Below are 18534 nucleotides of genomic sequence, written 5' to 3' on the forward strand. Positions count from 1 at the left end.
TATGCCTTCATTTTTATCTGGGCAGAATACACAACATTACTATTAATCGTACCTCAGTAGACTAGGAATTGCTCTATACTGCTCAAATACTTTTTTTAGTACTGTATTGAAAGCATCATGCTTGTTTTTGCTCAAAGAATCAAATAGTTTTAAATCTGGTTGATAGCTTAAAAAATCAGTTTCAAAAGTATTACCTAGATTTAAGATATAGTTACGAAATGAATCGGCAATTTCTTTTGCTTGGATATCTCTCATACTGCGAATTTCTTGTTGAAAGCGATCGCGAATACCAGTTAACTTTTTAAATTCCGGTTCTAGAGAATTAATTTTGCGCTTTAATCGATCGACATCTTGCGCTAATAAAGGAATACGACGCTCGATCGCTGCGTGAGTGCGAGTATAAGCTTGACGCGCTATAGTTCTTGCTTGTCGCAGTTGCGCGATCGCTCTTTCTTTGGTGAGAAATGTATTTAACGAACCTAAAAATTCGGGAAAAACAGTTCCTTCTAACCGAGCTTCCGTATCATTTAAACCAGGGCTATCAATAATTTCTATACCTTTTTCTAATAAGGGTAAAGGATATTCGACTAAGGCATGGCTAACATTAGGAAATATCTGTTGCTCATCTTGTTTTAACTGCTTTGCTTCTGAAGGTTCGATTGTATAAGTTTGTTTGAATTGTTGAAAATCTAATTGTTCGGGTTTCGTGTCATCGTTAAAATAAACTGTAACCTTCTTCTCCTTGCCATAACGTAAAATAGTTAAGATAGCCGTATATGAATTGAGATCGCTATATAATAAATTTTCGCCAATCAAAGCATTCCAAAAGGTAGTCTTATCTCGCTTCATATTCTCTAAAACTAAAAGCCGAAATACTCCTCGACGTAAATCATTTTCTACCGCTTTTATGTCTTCTAACTGGCTATTTAAACCAAGTCCACCAGAAGAGATTTTTCCTTCTAATTCTGCTAGTTCGATCGTTTCAGCCATCTGTTCCAGATAGTTAGCAACTTCTACCCTCACTTGAGCAACTCGTTCTAAATCTTTAAGAAAATTTTCGGTTTCTATTTCGTAATTCATGCTGTTTCGCTTATGTAAAGGAACGATCTTGTCCGTAAGAGTAAATTCTGTACAACCGTAACCTTGAGATTCCTACAATGCCCATAGCAAAACTAGGGAAATTTAGCTAGTTTTCCCGTGGTTAGTGACGATCGCGAAGATGATGAGATGGTAAAAATACTGGTTTATAGTAAGTTATGACAAGTAAGCGTTTGTATCACTTGGGTTTTGGGCGAGACGACTTGGGTACTGTACCCCCCACAATAGCGCTGTTGTCGGGAGATCCCGAACGATCGCATTTCATCGCCAAAACTTATTTACAGGGCGATCGCTTGTTATCGGCAAATCGCGGTTTAAATAGTTATATCGGCAATTTAGCGAATGGGCGATCGCTTTTAGCGGCGACAAGTGGCATGGGTGCGCCTTCCCTAAGTATTGTGGTGAATGAGTTAGTGCAGTTGGGAATTCGGCAAATTATTCGCATCGGAACTTGCGGTTCGATCCAAGACTACGTACCAGCAGGAAGTATTGTCATCAGTCAGGCGGCTTTGTGTCGTCAGGGTGCAGCCAACGATATTGCACCTGTAGAATATCCCGCCGCTGCCGATCCTTTCCTCACGGTGGCTTTAGTCCAGGCAGCACGGGAGTTAGGAGTAGAGTATCATTTAGGAATTACAGCTTCGGTGGATACGTTCTATGAAGGACAGGAACGAGTCGATTCTGCCAATCCGCATTTAATGCGATCGCTACAAGGAATTACAGCAGAATATAGACGGTTGAATATACTTAACTATGAAATGGAATCCGGTACGCTGTTTAAAATGGCGGGAGTTTATAACTTTGCCGCAGCTTGCATTTGTACTGTTGTTGCCCAGCGAACGAGTAGTGAGGAGATATTATTAAAACAGCAAGAAGATTCAGGTGGTAATGCGATCGCTGTGGCGATTCGAGTTATAGAAAATTTAGCATAATACTCTGAATTAATCGGAATAGAGATGGATGTATTTTGAGGTGCTAGTCATGGAAGAATTACTAGAGTTAAAAGATTTACTGCTCAAAGGTGATGTCCCAGCAGCATTGGAGATTGTTGAAGAATTAGAAGAAATGAGTCGCGACGATAAAATTAGTGCTATTGGCAGCTATGCTGTTATTCTCCTGTTACATCTGATTAAGCAACAAGTTGAAAATCGCTCAACCGCCTCCTGGGAAGTATCAATTCGCAATTCGGTACGAGCTATCCAAAAAAAGAATAAGCGACGTAAAGCGGGAGGGTATTATTTAACATTAGAGGAACTGTACGTAGCTTTAGAAGAAGCTTATCCTGATGCAATTGATTATGCCTCTTTAGAAGTAGCAGAAGGACTTTACGAACCAGAAGCATTAGCAGAAATTGTCGATCGCGAAGTCATTCTCGATCGCGCTATGAAATTGATATTACCGCAAGAGTGAATTGCCTTGACTAAACAACGACTCGATACTTTATTAGTAGAATTAAATTTATGTACCTCGCGCCAGCAAGCACAACGGCTGATTCAGGCGGGGGAAGTCATGGTCAATCGGCAAGTCATTGATAAAGCTGGTACGGAAATTGAAACCACCGCAAAAATTGAAATTAAAGCGCGATCGCCATATGTGTCTAGAGGTGGAGAAAAACTTGCCAAAGCTTTAGCTGAATTTACTATTTCTGTAACAGACAGAATTTGTTTAGATGGGGGAATATCTACGGGAGGCTTTACCGATTGCTTGTTGCAAGCGGGTGCAAAACAAGTCTACGGTGTCGATGTCGGTTACGGACAAGTCGAGTGGCGCTTGCGTAACGATCCGCGTGTCGTACTGCGGGAACGGACGAATTTACGCCATCTCACCCCAGAAGAATTATATGGCAATGCAGCACCAGCTGATTTAGCCGTCGTTGATGTATCATTTATTTCCTTAACTAAAGTTTTGCCTGCATTGTGGCAACTTTTAATCGAGCCTCGCGAGACGATATTATTAGTAAAACCTCAATTTGAAGTTGGGCGATCGCGAGTTGGTAAAAAAGGAGTCGTGCGCGATCCTAACGACCAAGCAGAGGCAGTTTTTCAAGTTCTCCAAACATCGCGAGAACTAGGCTGGCAATACCGCGGCTTAACCTGGTCGCCAATCCAGGGTCCAGCAGGAAACATTGAGTATTTATTATGGCTGGGAATGGAAAGCCAGACACCAGAACCCGAACTTCAGGCAATTCAACAGCTTGCTAGCAAAGCGCGGCAGCAATTTTCGAGTTAAAGATGCAAGACTTCCGTTTCTACAACTAGAATTAATGGGGGTAAAACGATTACAGTTATAAATACATGCCAGCTTTAGAAGAAATTCTCGCGATCGCTCGTTCTGTTGGTTGGGGCGCATCCTATCTTCTCCGGTCTTACTATTATGGTGAAAATAAAGACAACCTAGACATTAAAGATAAGCAAGGTAGTCCTGTCACCTCAGCAGATTTAGCCGTGAATCGTTATATCCTCGATCGCCTGCAAACTAACTTGGGACAGGAAGAATTTGCCTACATTACCGAAGAAACTTATAAATCTTCTACACCACAACCCACCAAATCTTGGGTTTGGATAATTGACCCTTTAGATGGTACGCGAGATTTTATCGATAAAACTGGAGAATATACAATTCACATTGCTTTGGTTAAAGATGGTCGTCCGGTGTTATCAGTCGTAGCCTATCCAGAAGTAGAAAAACTTTATTTTGCTACATTAGGAGGCGGAACATTTGTTGAAACTCGCGATGGCAATATTCAACAAGTAAAAGTTTCTCAACGGCAGAATGTTGAAGAATTTACAATAGTTGTGAGTCGTTCGCACAGAGGTAAGAAATTAGAGAAAGTTTTATCTAAATTACTATGTAAAAAACAAAAGAGTGTGGGTAGTATTGGCGGAAAAATAGCTGCTATTGTAGAACAACAAGCAGATGTTTATATTTCTCTTTCTGGTAAATCTGCCCCTAAAGATTGGGACTTAGCCGCACCAGAGTTGATTCTTACAGAAGCTGGAGGAAAACTAACACACTTTGATGGAACTCCTTTAATTTATAACAAAGAAGATGTCAGTCAATGGGGCGGTTTAATTGCTAGTAATGGTGAGTGTCACGATCGATTGTGCGTTGAAGCTGAAAGAATATTAGTAGAAATAGAAAATGAGGCGATTTAAACGCTCTTGAGAACGGTTTTATCGCGATTACGGATCTGTAGGGGCGCACGGCTGTGCGCCCCTACGAATGTATTACACCCGCATGGGAAATACCATATAACCTCGCGATCGCCTGGCTTCTGCTTGCTGACACAAAAATCATCCTAGAGAAATTTTTTATCTCCTCCAATTCTCGTTACATTGAAGGAGAGGATGCACTTAAGCCGTGCTAGGAGAGAACCGTATGGACGCAGATACAAAACAGGAACAATCCCACTCAAACCACAACGGCGAGAAGCACAACACCCCAGAGATGGGTGGTGGATTACCTGTAATTCAGTATTGGGCAGAACATACGTTGTCTCCAGAGGGACCGAAACTGTGGCAAACTCTATTACATAAAAGCTCTTGCCTATCTTGTGCTTGGGGAACGGGCGGACAAAAAGGCGGGTTTCGCAACGAACTAGACGAACCGCTACAACGCTGCATGAAGAGTGTAGAGGCTATTTCTGCCGAACTGCAACCGCCAGTAGAACGGCATTTTTTCGATCGCCACACAATTACCGAACTCCAGCAGTTGTCCTCTCTAGAAGCAGATCGTCTCGGTCGTCTTAGCTTTCCTGTCATTTTACGTGAAGGAAAGTCTCATTACGAACGTATTTCTTGGGAAGAGATTTATCAAATTGCCGAAACAGCTTTTCGCCACCCTCCAGAACGAGTTGCGTCCTATAGTTCGGGGCGATCGTCTAACGAAGCGGCATTTTTGTTGCAATTAACGATCCGGGCTTTGGGATCGAATCACTTAGCAGATTGCTCCGATTTGTGCCATGTTCCTTCTACCGTAGGTTTGAAGGAAATGTTTGGTTCCGGTACTTCAATGGTAAGTTTAGATAGTCTAAAAAAAGCAGACTGTGTAGTGTTAATTGGCTCGAATGCGCCTGCAAACCACCCGCGTTTGATGAACGAATTAATTCAATTACGCGATCGCGGTGGTAAAGTTATTGTGGTCAATCCAGTTGTAGAAGTTGGGTTAGTTAAATTCGCCTCACCTGCATACCCGCTTAAATCTCTCTTCACCGGATCGGATATTTCTTCACTCTATCTTCAGTTGATTCCTGGTAGTGATGTTGCTTTATTTGTGGGGATTCAAAAAGCATTAATCGAACAAAATCTCATTCAAATTGATTATCTACGCGATCGAACTGAAGATTGGGAAGCTGTCGTAGATTATGCTATTTCTACTGAATGGGAAACTATTGTAGCTACTTGCGGCATTTCCAAAGCAGAAATTGAAGCAGCAGCCCGCATTATCGGGACTTCAAAAGGTGTGGTCTTTGCTTGGGCAATGGGGGCGACACAACACGAAAATGGGGTAGATAACGTCTATGCGATCGCCAATACAGCCTTAATCACAGGAAATGCAGGTAAAGAGGGTGCTGGCACGATGCCGATTCGCGGACACTCCAACGTGCAAGGGTTTGGCTCGATGGGTGTCACGGCAAAATTGAAGCCAGAAATTCAACAAACTTTAGAAAAATTGTTAGGGCGATCGCTCAACCGCAATCCCGGCTATCGCGCCCGTAATTTAATTGACGCTGCGGATGCGGGTGAGGTAGATTCGTTAATTTGTGTGGGTGGTAATTTATATGCTGCTAACCCAGATTTAACCCAAGCTAAGCGGGCATTAGGTAACATCGAAACCATTATCTACCTCGCAACAAAACCAAATTTAGGACACTTCCACGGCTTAGCTAAGAAAAACACAATTATCATTCCAGTATTTAATAGATTTGAAAATCCACACAAAACAACGACTGAATCTGGTAATAATTTTGTCCGGCTCAATGATGAAGGCAAAACCCATATTAAAGACGGAGATTTAATTTCAGAAGTCGAATTTATCGCGGAATTAGCCCATCGGCTTCACGGGGAAGAACCGATTCAATGGCGCAAACTTCAAGATACAAAATACGTGCGTCAACTCATCGCCAAAACCATCCCTGGTTTCGAGCAAATGGCAACTATTGACGAAACTAAAGAAGAATTTACCATTGGCGGACGCATCTTTAAACAACCTAAATTTGCTACCCCATCAGGTAAAGCCAAGATGTTTGTTACGCTTTTACCCCAACTGCACGCACCTCAGCCGCAAGATTTTGGCATCTGTGAATCTACTCGCAGTCTTAGCTTAATTTTGATGACTGGACGCAGTTATTCACAACATAATACTGTAGTGTACAAAGAAGGCGATCGCTATCGGGGAATGCCGCATCGAAATTGTATATTAATGCATTCAACCGATGCCGAAAAAGCAGGATTGCAAGAGCATCAGCGCCTCACAGTGCAGGGTGATGCAGGCAAGATGGAAAATGTAGAGATTATTTTTGGTTCCGTGCGTCAAGGGACGGCTTTCATGTTTTATCCCGAAGTTAACGCGATATTTAAGGCAAGGATCGATCCTAAATGTGGAATTCCCGCCTTTAAGCGAGTACCGATTTTTGTGTATGCTTAGCGCTATAGCTTAGTGAGAGTTTTGTTTGATACTTCTGTTTTGGTTGCTGCACTACTTGTCAGTCATTCTCAGCATCCCGCTTGCTTGGCTCGATAGCCATAAATGTTCCAGTTGGTGGCATTTTTGATGCTTTGATTGCTCAAGCTGTCTTGAAAGCACATGTAAACATTCTCCTGGCATTGAATTCAAATCATTTTACTCGCCTTGGAGATGCGATTGCCAATCTCGTACAAGTTTCTGAATAATATTTTAGTAGGTCGATCGCATATGCAAAATACATCTGAATATCTCTGCGCTTATTGTGGCGAACCTAATGCTACGTTTGTCGATCTTAGCGGGGGAATGCAGCAATCTTATGTGGAAGACTGCCAAGTTTGCTGTCAGCCTAACGTACTTTATATTTATATTGACGAGGATAATTTAGACATAGAAATTAGTAGCGAACCTGAAAGTTAAACTGATTTATTCTTTAACTAATAAAACTGATTTAACAGGACGCTGAATTTGTTTTCTGTAGTAAACTCCTTTTCGCTTTTATCCCCCAATTTCTTGCTGAAAGCGCCGATCGTTAATTAACCCTTCAAAATCGGGATCGGCTTGTGCTTCTTCGCGGTGGCTGGGATTGAGTTTAATTGCTTGCTGCAAGTTTTCTAAGGCAGATTCGGCTTGTCCTTGCAAAGCATAACAGGCAGCTTTATTGTAATAAGCATTGGAATAATCAGATTTAATTTGTAGAGCGCGATCGAAACTCGTTAATGCTTCTGCATCCCGTTCTAGTTGTACGAGGAGATATCCTCTAGAGTTCCAAGCTTTGAATGAGTCGGGATTAAATTCGATCGCCTTATCGTAAGATGCGATCGCGTCTTCATACCTTTCCAATACCTCTAATGCCATTCCCCGATTCAACCACGCTACTGCACTATCGGGTTTTATTTGTACGGCTTTGTCAAATGATTGAAACGCTTCTTCATGGCGTTGTAGTTTTCCTAAAGCAACACCGCGATCGATCCAAGCTTGATAGTATTGTGGGTTAATTTCTACTGCTTTGTCATAAGCCGCGATCGCTTCAGCCAGTTTGTTCGCTCTTCCTAACACAATCCCGCGTTGGAACCAAGCTTTCTCATCATTTGGTTCGACTTTGAGGACTTTATTAAACGCCGCAAATGCACCTTCATAGCGTTTTAATTCTTTCAATGCCAAACCCCGTTGATACCAAGTTTCGGGATTGTTAGGACGAACTTCCAATACTTTATCGTATGCTGCGATCGCTTTTTCGTATTGTTGTAATTCCCAATGTGCTATTCCTAGTTGATACCATACATCGGGGTTATCGGGTTTCAATTCTAAAGCCCGATTGTAGGCGACAACAGCAGCTTCGTATCTACCTTCAGCAAATAAAGTATTACCCTGATTTACACAATCTTCTGGGTTAAGGAATAAGTGCGGTTGATTCGATCTCAGGCGTTCGATCTGCGCTGTCAATTCCTCTAATTTCTCAGTCATTTCAGCAAATGCCGCTTCTGCGATCGCTTTGGGAGCAACTTCTGCTAAATTATGCAAAATTAACTCTTTCTGGGTTGTTGCCTCCGATTGCAAATCTTTTAAGAAACTAGACAGCGTGGTTTCTAATTTATCGATCGCTTGCAACGTTTTATCTTTCCGAGTTTGAATTTCTGCTTGAATACCCGAAAGTTTATTTCTCGCTTCGGTTTCCAGTTCTGCTATGCTTTGAATTGTCCGATCTTGTTGAGATTTAATTCCAGCTTGAGTATTTTCCACCTCAGATTCATACTCAACTTCTCGCGTTTTGAGGTTTTGAATGGCTTGCTCGATTTCCGTTTGCAGTTTTGTCCCAGATGCAGAAATTTGAGCGGCGATCGCTTGGCGCAACTTTGCTATACTCTCTAGCGCCAAATCGTTTTGTTCTTGAAACTTTCGTGCAGTTTCAGTTTTAATTTCAGCTAGTTGTGGCGCAAATTCAGATTGTAAGGATCTGAGATTTTGTAAAATTGTGTTTCTTTCTGCTTGCACCTCTGTTTGAATCGCATTCAATTGTTGCTTGTAATCTGCTTCCGCTTGTTTCAAGCCTTGAATCACAACGTCTCGCTGCTTTTGAATATTTCCCCGCAGTGCTGATAGTTGTTTTACAACATCTGTTTCCGATCTGCTCAGGTTTTGCAAAATTGTATCTTTCTGTTCCCGCACATCTGCTTCCATTTCTGCTAGCTTAGGCGCAAACTCCAGACTCAATCTTTCTAAGTTTTCTACTAGTAAATTTCTTTGAGTTTGTGACTGCTGTTGTAACTCATTAAGCCGTGCTACAAATGCTGTTTCTGACTGTTGTAATTTCCTCAAAATACCGTCTTTTTGTCCCTGTACCTCTGCTTGCAACGCAGCTAGTTGAGGTGCAAAATCCGCACTCAGTCTTTCTAAATTGCGGATTGTTAAATCTTTCTGATTTGCTGCCTGCTTTTCCAGTTCAAACAATTGAGTAATAAATGTACCTTCTACTTGCCTGAAGTTTTTTAGAGAACTATCTTTTTGCTCGACAATATCGGCATTGAAGGCATTAACTTGAGTGTCGAAATCTGTTTTTGCTTGCACGAACTGTCGTAAAGCAGTATCCCTACGCTTTTCTATTTCTGCTTGTATTACTGATAACTCACCATCAAACTCCGATTTCGCTTGCTCGAATTCTTGCAACGTTAGAGATTTTTGTGCTTGTGCATCTGCTTGTAATGCTAAAACCTGAGTATCAAAATTTGTTTTCGTCTGTTCAAATTGTTGTAATGCAACATTTTTTTGTCCTTGCACGTCAATTTGAAATTCTGAGAGTTGGTGAGTAAAAGCAACTGCTAATTGTTCTAAGTTCCCCAAAATAGCTTCTCGTTGCTTTTGAGTCGTCCCTTGGATATCATTTAATTGTTGGATAAAGTCTTGCTCCGATCGCTTCAAATTCTGCACGATCGCATCTTTTTGTGCTTGTACGTCGGCTTGCAATTCCATCAGTTGAGGTGAAAAATCAGCCCCTAATTGTTCTAAATTACGTAATATTAAATCTCTGTGCTTCTGCGCTCCTAAATGTAAATCTGTCAGTTGTGTAGAGAACTGATTTTCTAAATTTTCTAATGCTTGTTTAGAACTATTGACTTGAGTAGCTAGATCTGATAAGACTTGATTCTTAGTTTGGTAGACTTCAGAAATTAGCTGAGAGAGATTATTTCTTTTAGCATTAATTTCTTGGTGTAAAGTATCTGCCTCATTATCCATATCCTCAGCGATACCTTGAGCTGCACGCAACAGCTTTTTCACTTCTTGGTTAGCAGTATTCAGCTTACTTTCTAACTCTCCCACCTCTTTAATCCGTGCTGCAACTAAATCGGCTACCTCGCGCACCACGGATCGCCGTAGCAAAAACAGAGTCGCGATCGCCAAAGCTAAAATGAGTACTAGGACGGCAAGCAGAATGTTAAATATCGTTAACGTCTGGCTAAATATGCGATTTGCTTCGGCTTGAACTTGCTGTTGGACTGGACTTTGTTGTTGGCTATTTGGCTGTAACTGCGCTACCTGTCTTTCTTGGCTAATGTTAGTTTGGGTAGCTGTTTGGGCAAGAATGGGCTTATTAGCGCTAGCAACTCCAGCACTTGCAATACCTACAGACAGCAGGAAAGTAGAGAGAACCTTTCCACTACGAGATACCAGTGTCAAGACTTCTGAATGCTTGCGTTCCATCGGTACTTCCTTTGTCTGTTTAATAGAGACAACTATATCCAAATATATCGTTCCTAGTTAAGTATCTCTCGATTGGACAGTCGGGAGTCGGTAGGGGCGGGTTTTGACCCGAAATGTCTAGTTCTAGCAGTCAAAATGTTTGCTAAACCCGCCCGTACAGGAGTCGGGAGTCGGGAAAGAGTGTAGGATGTAGTGTGTGGTAACTGCTTACTGATAACTGACAACTGATAAAGTGGCAACATTAGCGATCGGTATGATTGAGACTGCGGGCGTTCCTGCTGCTGTGGAAGCTGGGGATGCGATGTGTAAAGCGGCGCTGGTGACTCTTGTTGCATACGAAAACACGGATCTCGGTCGCATTACAGTTATCATCAGAGGCGCTGTTTCTGAGGTGAATGTAGCTATTACGGCTGGCTTAGCAGCTGTGTTGCGGGTTAATGGCGGCGAGATTCTTTCCCATCACATTATTGCTCGTCCTCACGAAAATTTAGAGTATATCTTACCAATTCACCGCACCGAAGATGTAGCTCAATTTCAGCACGATATTTGCTTTCCCCCACCTTTGTCGGCGTAGAGAAAGACAAGGGAGACAAGGGAGACAAGGGAGACCAGGGAGATAAGGGAGACAAGGGAGACAAGGGAGACCAGGGAGACCAGGGAGACCAGGGAGACAAGGAAGACAAGGAAGACAAGGGAGACAAGGGAGATAAGGGAGACAAGGGAGACAAGCGAGACAAGGGAGACAAGGGAGACAAGGAAGTAATTTTAGCCACTAGCCACTAGCCACTAGCCACTTATGGGTCAAAAAGTAGCATTTTGGTTAATTCCCGCCACCGCCGATAGAATCTTCTTTCAGGAAGCTATCGATCGCCTTGCCGAAAATTACGCTGCTTTCTCCTTCACGCCTCACGTTACAATTTACTGGGGAGAATTTGCAGATGATGCATCTCTAACTGAAATTTTAGAGCAGGCAGTTCGAGGAATTAACGCTTTTAGTTTACAGTGCGATCGCGTCTTATATACAGACCAATTTACGAAAACTCTTTTCGTCCAATTTCATCCCAGTATAATCTTAAGTCAGATTACAGAGTCAATTCGGAATCACTCCCAGTCCCCTGCCGATTTTACTCTCAATCCCCATCTCAGCTTGATGTACAAACATCTCGATGCAGATGTAAAACAATCAATAGCTGCAACCATTTCTCTACCGAGAACTGAGGTTTTTTTCGATGAAATTCAAGTATTGCTGACTCCAGATACCGCTCAATCGCAAGCAGATATTGAAAATATTACATCGGTTATCAGTTGTCAGTTACCAGGGAGTTGTGAGTAGGGACGCACAGCCATGCACCCATACAGCGGTGAGTGGTGCGTGACAAATTACCCGTGACAAATTACCAAATCTGCAAAAAATCAAATAATAGTAATAAATCTTTACTTCTTGTCCGATTGCTTTTCTGCTGTGCAGTCGGTATAATAGCGATCGCAACTAATAAATACACTATTCCGATAAGTTAACCGTTGATTAAGGCTATAGCTTGTAGAGCTGCGATCTCAGATCTCAGATGTAAAAACTAACCTTTATGGGAGATAACTATGGCGATTCCAAGCGATGTGGAATTAGGTACGCATAGACCAACTCAAACTCGGCTCAAGATTCGCATACCCAAAGGCTTGCATAGCGAACCAGTCATTTCTCGCCTCACTTCCCAGTGTGGGATTACTGTAAACATTTTGGCGGCTTTACTGAGTGCGAATGGACGCGATGATGGTTGGTTCGATTTAGAACTTCATGGGACAAAACCTCAGATTGGCAACGCGATTACCTATTTGAACGACTTGGATTTAGAAATTTGGGGACACTCTACGCCAGAAGAAGACGGCTGGTAAGCAAGTTAAAAGCTAAAAGTGAAAAATTCGCAGGGGTGGGTTTAGCTAGAATCCTGAATAACTAACGAAGATCTCTCACTAAAACTCGCCCGTACAAATAAAAGTACGATTTTAGTGGGGCGATCGCGATCGCGCGTGCAGGTATACATGCATATTGTTATACGATCGTCTTGACGCTGCTAGTGTATGCCTGATGGAATTTGACATCATCTCTCAAGCCAAAACTCCAATTCTGGAGGCTCTTTGGCAATGTGCAACTCGAATCAATCATGCTCCTTTCTATACCCCAGGACATAAACGGGGAGAAGGAATCACCCAGCAGCTAGTGAATTACTTTGGTAAAGCCATATTTAGTGCTGACTTACCAGAATTGCCGGAGTTAGATAACCTATTTGCACCCCAAGGAATCATTCAGGAAGCGCAAGAATTAGCCGCAGTCGCGTTTGGAGCGGAAAAAACCTGGTTTTTAGTCAACGGTTCAACTTGTGGTGTAGAGGCAGCAATTTTAGCAACTTGTGGGGTAGGAGATAAGATTATTCTGCCGCGTAACGTGCATAATTCAGCGATCGCAGGTCTAATTCTCTCTGGTGCTGTCCCTATTTTCATTGCTCCTGCATACGATCCGGTGCTGGATATCGCTCACAGCATCACTCCTGAAGCAGTAGCCGCAGCCTTAGCCGCACATCCCGATGCCAAAGCGGTGTTGATGGTATATCCGACATATTACGGTGTATGTGGCGATCTAAATGCGATCGCTGCTGTAGTTCATCAACATAATATTCCTTTATTAGTTGACGAGGCGCACGGTTCCCACTTTGCCTTTCATTCCGAATTGCCTACCCCTGCCTTAGCAGCTGGCGCAGATTTAAGCGTACAGTCAACTCATAAGGTTTTAGGGGCATTGACTCAAGCTTCAATGCTACACGTTAGCGGCAATAGAATAGATCGCGATCGCCTAAATAAATCCTTACAATTATTACAATCTACCAGTCCCAGTTATTTACTTTTAGCCTCCCTAGATGCCGCACGGCAACAAATGGCATTATACGGCGAGGAACTGATGGCGAAAACTTTGCGTTTAGCGGATGAAGCCAGAAACCGGATTAGTCAAATTCCCAATCTTTCAGTTTTACATCTGCCAGCAAAAAGCTCAGGCTTTGTTGCACTTGACGAGACGAGACTTACCGTCACTGTCTCCGGTTTGGGGATCGCGGGATTTGAGGCGGATGAAATCTTGCATCAAGAATTAGGCGTTACAGCCGAATTACCATCTTTACAGAACCTCACGTTTATTATTTCCTTGGGCAACACAGTAGCAGATATCGAGCGTCTGGTAGAAGGTTTTGCTGTTCTGGGTGAAAGATCTACACAAGTAAGTCAAAAGTCGAAAGTTAAAAGTCAAAACCAACTCCAAATTCCGAATTCCGTCAGCCGAAGGCGAAGCGAAGCGTTATTCCGAATTCCGAATTCTCTTCTCACACCGCGTGAGGCTTTCTTTGCTCCAACAGAAACACTACCATTTCATCAGACACGCGATCGCATCAGTGCAGAACTTATCTGTCCCTATCCTCCAGGGATTCCTATTTTAATGCCAGGAGAAATCATCACCTCAGAAGCATTGGAATACCTACAACAGATTCAAGCCAGTGATGGATACATTACCGGATGCACCGAGCCGAGTCTCGCTCAGTTAAAAGTAGTTAAGAAGTGAGTTACTTTGTAGAGACGTTACATGTAACATCTCTACACTGATAACTGATAACTGGTCACCGATCGCTGATAACTGCTCCCTGCTCATCAGGTAATTCCATAGTGAATGTAGTCCACCCTTCCTGACTTTCTACCTGAAGCGTTCCTTGAAGGTGTTCTACCAATTTTTGTACTAAAGTTAATCCTAATCCCGTACCCCCTTGTTTCCAGCGATCGCTGTTGTGAATGCGATAAAATTTTTCAAAAATCTTTGGTAATTCTGTTGCGGGAATTTCTGCTTGGTTGCGGACGGTAAAGATCGTGCGTGTAGTTGGTAGTTGGTAAGCGGTGCAAGGCGCAAGTTGCGGCTGCACGCTTACGACGATCGCGCCTCCCATTGGAGTATACTTACAGGCATTGTTTGCTAGTTCGGCGATCGCTCGCTCCAAACTGGCGCGGTCTGTCAAGATTTGCGATAGATTAGGATCGAGCCGAATTTCTAGTAATTGTTGATTTTCTTGGGCGCGAATCAGAAAAGGCTCCATAATTTGAGGTAGCCATTCTTGTAAGTTAACCGCTTCTTGTACGAGGGTGGGATAAGACGCTGTTTCTAATCTTTGCAGATCGAGTAGTTCGGTAATCAACTCAGCTTCTCGATTGCATTCTGCTTGCAAGATTTCTAAATATCGTTGTCTTTTTTCACTACTAGGAGAAGTTTTTAACATTTGAATTGCCATTTTCATGTTGGCAATCGGTGTACGTAACTCATGAGAAACAGTGCTTAAAAAATCATCTTTGAGTTCGTGCATCTTCTCCATTTGCACCAACATCTGTTCTTGCTCGATTTGTTTTTGATGCATAGCTTCGACCTGCTGTCGTTCGCTAATATCCTGAAAAACTAACATCGTGCCTACAATGTTTCCTCGATCGTCTTTAATTGGCGCAATGCTGTCGTCAATGGGTATTTCTAAACCATTTTTATCGATCAGTTGCGATCGCTCTGAAATCTCGACTGTTATTCCTTTCTGTAAAGCTTGTTGAATTGGGTGTTCTGATATAGTTTGTGTCGGGATAATTTTGACAACTTCTGTTGCTTCTTTACCGCAGGCATCTTGTCGATTCCAACCAGTCAGAGCTTCTGCAATTGGATTCATCAAAGTAATTTTTCCTTCTGTATCGCTAGCAATTACGCCATTATTAATACTTTTTAATACAGTTCTCAACCAGTATTTGTTTTGTTTGAGATTTTGTTCTACTAAATATTTATTTAGCGCGATCTCGATTGTTGTTTTTAGTTCTTGCTCTCTAAAAGGTTTGACAATATAACCAAAGGGGTGTGTTGCCAGCGCTCTAGTGACAATGTATTCGTCGGAACTTGCAGTTAGATAGACCACAGGAAGCTCGAAATGATGATGTAAAAATTGAGCTACCGCTATGCCGTCCATATCTCCTTGCAAGCGAATATCCACGAGTACTAAGTCTGGTTTGAGTTCGCTAATTTGTGCGATCGCATCTTCTCCAGTTGCGACAGTTTTACAGACATGGTAACCAAACTTCTGTAGCCGATTTTCTATATCTTTGGCAACGATCCCTTCGTCCTCAACCACCAATATTTTTGCTTGAATATTCATTCTTTTGTAAACTCAGTCTAGATCGAAAATCTCACTATGAATTCCGTACCAAAATCTTTTTTAGTTAATTCAATATTTCCTTTTAGCTGGTTGGTTAATATATTGACTATTTGTAGTCCTAAAGATTTAGTATTTTGCCAATTAAGTTCTAGCGGTAATCCAATTCCATCATCGCTGACTTTGAGAATGACATGATTATGAGTTTGAGGTTCTTCAAATTGAACTGCAATACAAATTTGCCCAAATTGCCTCTTTTTGAAAGCATGTTTCATTGCATTTGTTGTAAGTTCGTTAATAATCAAGCCGCAGGGAATAGCAATATCTATACTTACCCAAATTGGTTCTGTTGCAAGTTTTAAAGTAACTTGCTTGCAATTGAGTTTAGCAGTGTCATATATACTGTATAAATTATTAACTAGTGTTTCAATATAATCAGCTAAATTAATTTGAACGAAATTTTGAGATTGAGAGCGATACAAGAGATCGTGAACCAGAGCCATAGAAAAGATCCGAGCCTCACCCGATTTTAGAATTTCTAGCGTTTGGCGATCGCTGACATAGTTTGTTTGTAAACTAAGCAAACTAGAAATCATTTGGAGATTATTTTTAACGCGGTGGTGAACTTCTTTCAACAAAAAATCTTTTTCTCGTTCTACAGCTTGAATGCGTGCTGCTGCTTGCTTCTGCTCGGAAATGTTGCGATTAATTCCAGTCATCCAGATCGCTCGATCGGCATCATCATAAAAAACTTTACCTTGTCCCGCCAACCAACGAATATTACCATCAGCACTAAGAATGCGAAATTCTTGCTCAAATTCTCCCGTTCTTTCCAGCGCGCGGGTAATAGCTTCGCTGAACGAAGCACGATCTTCTGGATAAATCCGATCGAGAACAGCTTCGTAAGTACCTGCAAATGTCCCAGGTGCGAGATCGAATAAAGCCTCTTGTTGCAAAGACCACTTAAGTTCGTGCGTATGCAAATTCCAGTCCCAAATTCCTATCTGCGATGCTTCTAAAATCAAATGCAACCTCTCTTGACTCTGGCGGAGCAACTCTTCACTACGTTGGCGATCGCTAACATCGCGCACGACTTGAGAAAAACCTTGAATTTCTCCGCTACTATCTTTGAGAGCTGTCGTGACGACATTCGCCCAAAACCTAGAGCCATCTCGTCGTATCCGCCAGCCTTCCGTTTCCAGACGCTCTTGCGCGATCGCTGTTTGTAATTCCTGTTGGGGAATACCGCTTTCTACGTCGGTATAGGTGTAAAATCGAGAGTAGTGTTGCCCGATCGCTTCTCTAGCTTTATAACCTGTAATTCTAGCCGCTCCTGCATTCCAACTGGCAACTATTCCATCAGCATCGAGCATGAAAATTGCGTAATCTTTCACTCCCTCAATTAGCAGACGGAAACGTTCTTCACTTTGGAGTAAAGTTGCTTGGCAATGTAACGCTGCGACTTGGCTCTGTTGCGCTCGCACTCTAGCAGAGTTAAGGATAGCAATAGCAGTACAGATACAGATGGCTTCGAGAACGAAAATCGTTAGGCGCAAGCCTTGCTCCCAACTCGCGATGGATAGCACGTATTGAGGAGGGAGAAAAAAATAGTTGCATAAGATTGCTGCGAGTGCGGTTGCTGCTAATCCCGCTCCCATTCCACCACACCAGGCACTGACCAAAATCGCAATGAAAAACAGCATAAATGGGCTTTCTTTATGGATTAGGGTAGCGAGAAAGAGCGTGACAACTAAGGCGATCGCCACTGTCAACACTGCTACACCGTAACGCCAAAATAGAGATTTACGCTTAACCACTGCTCAGAAGTTTTTCCATAAAATCATTAGATCGGCTCCAGATAATAAGCATATCTGTTTCTCGACTTGATTTTGTCCGTAAATTCTCTGAAGTCGCTTAGTAATAACAGCAAACCTTCATCTGCGTCCCCGTGCTTCCCCGCTTGCACGAGCGCTTGCTCTTGTGATAAACGTAACTCAGTAATTGTACTGAATTTAAAAGCTATGTTGCGATCGCATCTGTAGTTTTTATGCAGTCGCTTTTATGTCAAAGGCGATCGCAATTCTATAAATGTCGATTGCTAGTAAACTTGATATAGTTTAAGTCCGATCGATTCGATTTGAGAAACTTTTTAACTATTCAACTATCGGAGGTTGCAAGTCATGGCATTAGCAGTGATTAAATTTTCGTCTGAAGACTGTGGAATTTGCCATAAAATGTCTTTCTACGATCGCAAAGTTAGTGAAGAATTAGGCTTAGAATTTATCGATGTCAAAATGCAAGATACGACAACTTATCGCAAGTATCGCAAGATTTTATTAACTCAATATCCAGATAAAGCCGAAATGGGATGGCCCACTTATATTATTTGCGATACGCCAGAAGGCGACTTCAAAATTGTGGGCGAAGTGAAAGGGGGTCATCCCAAAGGGGAGTTTAGAACGCGCTTGCAAGAAGTCGTGTCTGCTAACTAATGCAGGAAAGCAAAAATTTGTAGGGTGCGTTATTTAACGCACTCTACCAGAATTCTCTTTCAGACAATTTCAAACGATTTTACTTCTAAGACTGGACCGATCATCGCTAGGCTCATCACATCTTCTTTTACCTCTCCAGCAACTTTCACTTTTTGTCCGTCCTTCAGCAATTCCTTGGCAGTCCCTCTAGGAATCTCATATGTCGTGCCGTCATCTGCAACCAAAGCCCAAGCCCCAGTACCAATATCGCGCCGCTCGATCGTCCCTGTAATGTTAATACTCATCTTATTCGATCCATGTCGTATTACTACTCTTATACTAGGGGCGCTTGAGCTAGGAGCTACGGGAACCAGGAA

General features: G+C 42.3%; 17 protein-coding genes and 1 pseudogene. 13 read left to right on the top strand and 5 right to left on the bottom strand.

Annotated features, from left to right (window positions below):
• Nucleotides 1-75: 75 nt before the first annotated feature.
• Nucleotides 76-1080: pseudogene (locus tag DSM107010_RS06490) on the bottom strand (dynamin family protein); the annotation flags it as partial.
• 176 nt (nucleotides 1081-1256) lie between these two features.
• Here DSM107010_RS06490 and DSM107010_RS06495 point away from each other — a divergent pair.
• The 7 genes from DSM107010_RS06495 to DSM107010_RS06525 all read left to right on the top strand — a co-directional run bounded on the left by DSM107010_RS06495 (nucleotide 1257) and on the right by DSM107010_RS06525 (nucleotide 7200).
• Nucleotides 1257-2030, top strand: a complete 774-nt coding sequence (locus DSM107010_RS06495) for a nucleoside phosphorylase (RefSeq protein ID WP_106169203.1) — start codon at nucleotides 1257-1259, stop codon at nucleotides 2028-2030.
• Nucleotides 2031-2079: 49 nt separating this feature from the next.
• On the top strand, nucleotides 2080-2508 hold the full coding sequence (locus DSM107010_RS06500; protein WP_041463411.1) for a DUF29 family protein: 429 nt from the start codon (nucleotides 2080-2082) through the stop codon (nucleotides 2506-2508).
• A gap of 6 nt (nucleotides 2509-2514) precedes the next feature.
• Nucleotides 2515-3327 (top strand): TlyA family RNA methyltransferase, encoded by an 813-nt coding sequence (locus DSM107010_RS06505; RefSeq protein ID WP_015156483.1) that lies wholly within the window; start codon nucleotides 2515-2517, stop codon nucleotides 3325-3327.
• 65 nt (nucleotides 3328-3392) lie between these two features.
• On the top strand, nucleotides 3393-4253 hold the full coding sequence (locus DSM107010_RS06510; RefSeq protein ID WP_015156484.1) for a 3'(2'),5'-bisphosphate nucleotidase CysQ family protein: 861 nt from the start codon (nucleotides 3393-3395) through the stop codon (nucleotides 4251-4253).
• A gap of 223 nt (nucleotides 4254-4476) precedes the next feature.
• Entirely contained in the window at nucleotides 4477-6744 is a 2268-nt protein-coding gene (locus DSM107010_RS06515; RefSeq protein WP_127022610.1) for an FdhF/YdeP family oxidoreductase, read from the top strand.
• A gap of 80 nt (nucleotides 6745-6824) precedes the next feature.
• Nucleotides 6825-6989, top strand: a complete 165-nt coding sequence (locus tag DSM107010_RS39450; RefSeq protein WP_241994144.1) for a hypothetical protein — start codon at nucleotides 6825-6827, stop codon at nucleotides 6987-6989.
• Nucleotides 6990-7011: 22 nt separating this feature from the next.
• Nucleotides 7012-7200: a CPXCG motif-containing cysteine-rich protein gene (locus tag DSM107010_RS06525; RefSeq protein WP_015156486.1), complete on the top strand. Its 189-nt coding sequence runs from the start codon at nucleotides 7012-7014 to the stop codon at nucleotides 7198-7200.
• 78 nt (nucleotides 7201-7278) lie between these two features.
• On the opposite strand, the gene DSM107010_RS06530 is transcribed toward DSM107010_RS06525, so the two are convergent.
• On the bottom strand, nucleotides 7279-10479 hold the full coding sequence (locus DSM107010_RS06530) for a tetratricopeptide repeat protein (protein ID WP_106167735.1): 3201 nt from the start codon (nucleotides 10477-10479) through the stop codon (nucleotides 7279-7281).
• A gap of 253 nt (nucleotides 10480-10732) precedes the next feature.
• Here DSM107010_RS06530 and DSM107010_RS06535 point away from each other — a divergent pair, with 253 nt between their 5' ends.
• The 5 genes from DSM107010_RS06535 (at nucleotide 10733) to DSM107010_RS06555 (ending at nucleotide 14080) form a co-directional block, all read left to right on the top strand.
• A complete protein-coding gene (locus DSM107010_RS06535) occupies nucleotides 10733-11053 on the top strand; it encodes a carbon dioxide-concentrating mechanism protein CcmK (protein WP_041463413.1) in 321 nt (106 codons plus the stop codon).
• The gene (locus tag DSM107010_RS06540) at nucleotides 11026-11262 is read left to right on the top strand and encodes a hypothetical protein (RefSeq protein ID WP_106167736.1); all 237 of its coding nucleotides are present in this window, start codon (nucleotides 11026-11028) and stop codon (nucleotides 11260-11262) included. Before DSM107010_RS06535 ends, DSM107010_RS06540 begins: the two co-directional genes overlap by 28 nt.
• Nucleotides 11263-11275: 13 nt before the next feature.
• Nucleotides 11276-11812 carry a 2'-5' RNA ligase family protein gene (locus tag DSM107010_RS06545; protein ID WP_015156490.1) on the top strand — a complete coding sequence of 179 codons (537 nt, stop codon included), beginning with the start codon at nucleotides 11276-11278 and terminating at the stop codon, nucleotides 11810-11812.
• Between the two features lie 263 nt (nucleotides 11813-12075).
• A complete protein-coding gene (locus DSM107010_RS06550) occupies nucleotides 12076-12369 on the top strand; it encodes an NIL domain-containing protein (protein ID WP_015156491.1) in 294 nt (97 codons plus the stop codon).
• A 193-nt stretch (nucleotides 12370-12562) separates the two neighbouring features.
• A complete protein-coding gene (locus DSM107010_RS06555; RefSeq protein ID WP_106167737.1) occupies nucleotides 12563-14080 on the top strand; it encodes an aminotransferase class I/II-fold pyridoxal phosphate-dependent enzyme in 1518 nt (505 codons plus the stop codon).
• A gap of 55 nt (nucleotides 14081-14135) precedes the next feature.
• Here DSM107010_RS06555 and DSM107010_RS06560 read toward each other — a convergent pair whose 3' ends face one another.
• Both DSM107010_RS06560 and DSM107010_RS06565 read right to left on the bottom strand, forming a co-directional pair.
• Nucleotides 14136-15689, bottom strand: a complete 1554-nt coding sequence (locus tag DSM107010_RS06560; RefSeq protein ID WP_106167738.1) for a hybrid sensor histidine kinase/response regulator — start codon at nucleotides 15687-15689, stop codon at nucleotides 14136-14138.
• A gap of 17 nt (nucleotides 15690-15706) precedes the next feature.
• Nucleotides 15707-17503: a PAS domain S-box protein gene (locus DSM107010_RS06565; protein ID WP_106167739.1), complete on the bottom strand. Its 1797-nt coding sequence runs from the start codon at nucleotides 17501-17503 to the stop codon at nucleotides 15707-15709.
• Between the two features lie 363 nt (nucleotides 17504-17866).
• Here DSM107010_RS06565 and DSM107010_RS06570 point away from each other — a divergent pair, with 363 nt between their 5' ends.
• A complete protein-coding gene (locus DSM107010_RS06570; RefSeq protein WP_015156495.1) occupies nucleotides 17867-18178 on the top strand; it encodes a hypothetical protein in 312 nt (103 codons plus the stop codon).
• Between the two features lie 59 nt (nucleotides 18179-18237).
• Here DSM107010_RS06570 and DSM107010_RS06575 read toward each other — a convergent pair whose 3' ends face one another.
• The gene (locus DSM107010_RS06575) at nucleotides 18238-18462 is read right to left on the bottom strand and encodes a DUF1344 domain-containing protein (protein WP_015156496.1); all 225 of its coding nucleotides are present in this window, start codon (nucleotides 18460-18462) and stop codon (nucleotides 18238-18240) included.
• Between the last annotated feature and the right edge of the window lie 72 nt (nucleotides 18463-18534).

The sequence above is a fragment of the Chroococcidiopsis cubana SAG 39.79 genome, from assembly GCF_003991895.1.
Lineage (GTDB): Bacteria > Cyanobacteriota > Cyanobacteriia > Cyanobacteriales > Chroococcidiopsidaceae > Chroococcidiopsis > Chroococcidiopsis thermalis.

Bases quoted from the DNA above. Each gene is read 5' to 3' on its own strand.
- DSM107010_RS06495 (WP_106169203.1), top strand. From the start codon at position 1,257: ATGACAAGTAAGCGTTTGTATCACTTGGGTTTTGGGCGAGACGACTTG.
- DSM107010_RS06500 (WP_041463411.1), top strand. From the start codon at position 2,080: ATGGAAGAATTACTAGAGTTAAAAGATTTACTGCTCAAAGGTGATGTC.
- DSM107010_RS06510 (WP_015156484.1), top strand. From the start codon at position 3,393: ATGCCAGCTTTAGAAGAAATTCTCGCGATCGCTCGTTCTGTTGGTTGG.
- DSM107010_RS06515 (WP_127022610.1), top strand. From the start codon at position 4,477: ATGGACGCAGATACAAAACAGGAACAATCCCACTCAAACCACAACGGC.
- DSM107010_RS06525 (WP_015156486.1), top strand. From the start codon at position 7,012: ATGCAAAATACATCTGAATATCTCTGCGCTTATTGTGGCGAACCTAAT.
- DSM107010_RS06530 (WP_106167735.1), bottom strand. From the start codon at position 10,479: ATGGAACGCAAGCATTCAGAAGTCTTGACACTGGTATCTCGTAGTGGA.
- DSM107010_RS06535 (WP_041463413.1), top strand. From the start codon at position 10,733: ATGATTGAGACTGCGGGCGTTCCTGCTGCTGTGGAAGCTGGGGATGCG.
- DSM107010_RS06545 (WP_015156490.1), top strand. From the start codon at position 11,276: ATGGGTCAAAAAGTAGCATTTTGGTTAATTCCCGCCACCGCCGATAGA.
- DSM107010_RS06550 (WP_015156491.1), top strand. From the start codon at position 12,076: ATGGCGATTCCAAGCGATGTGGAATTAGGTACGCATAGACCAACTCAA.
- DSM107010_RS06555 (WP_106167737.1), top strand. From the start codon at position 12,563: ATGGAATTTGACATCATCTCTCAAGCCAAAACTCCAATTCTGGAGGCT.
- DSM107010_RS06560 (WP_106167738.1), bottom strand. From the start codon at position 15,689: ATGAATATTCAAGCAAAAATATTGGTGGTTGAGGACGAAGGGATCGTT.
- DSM107010_RS06570 (WP_015156495.1), top strand. From the start codon at position 17,867: ATGGCATTAGCAGTGATTAAATTTTCGTCTGAAGACTGTGGAATTTGC.
- DSM107010_RS06575 (WP_015156496.1), bottom strand. From the start codon at position 18,462: ATGAGTATTAACATTACAGGGACGATCGAGCGGCGCGATATTGGTACT.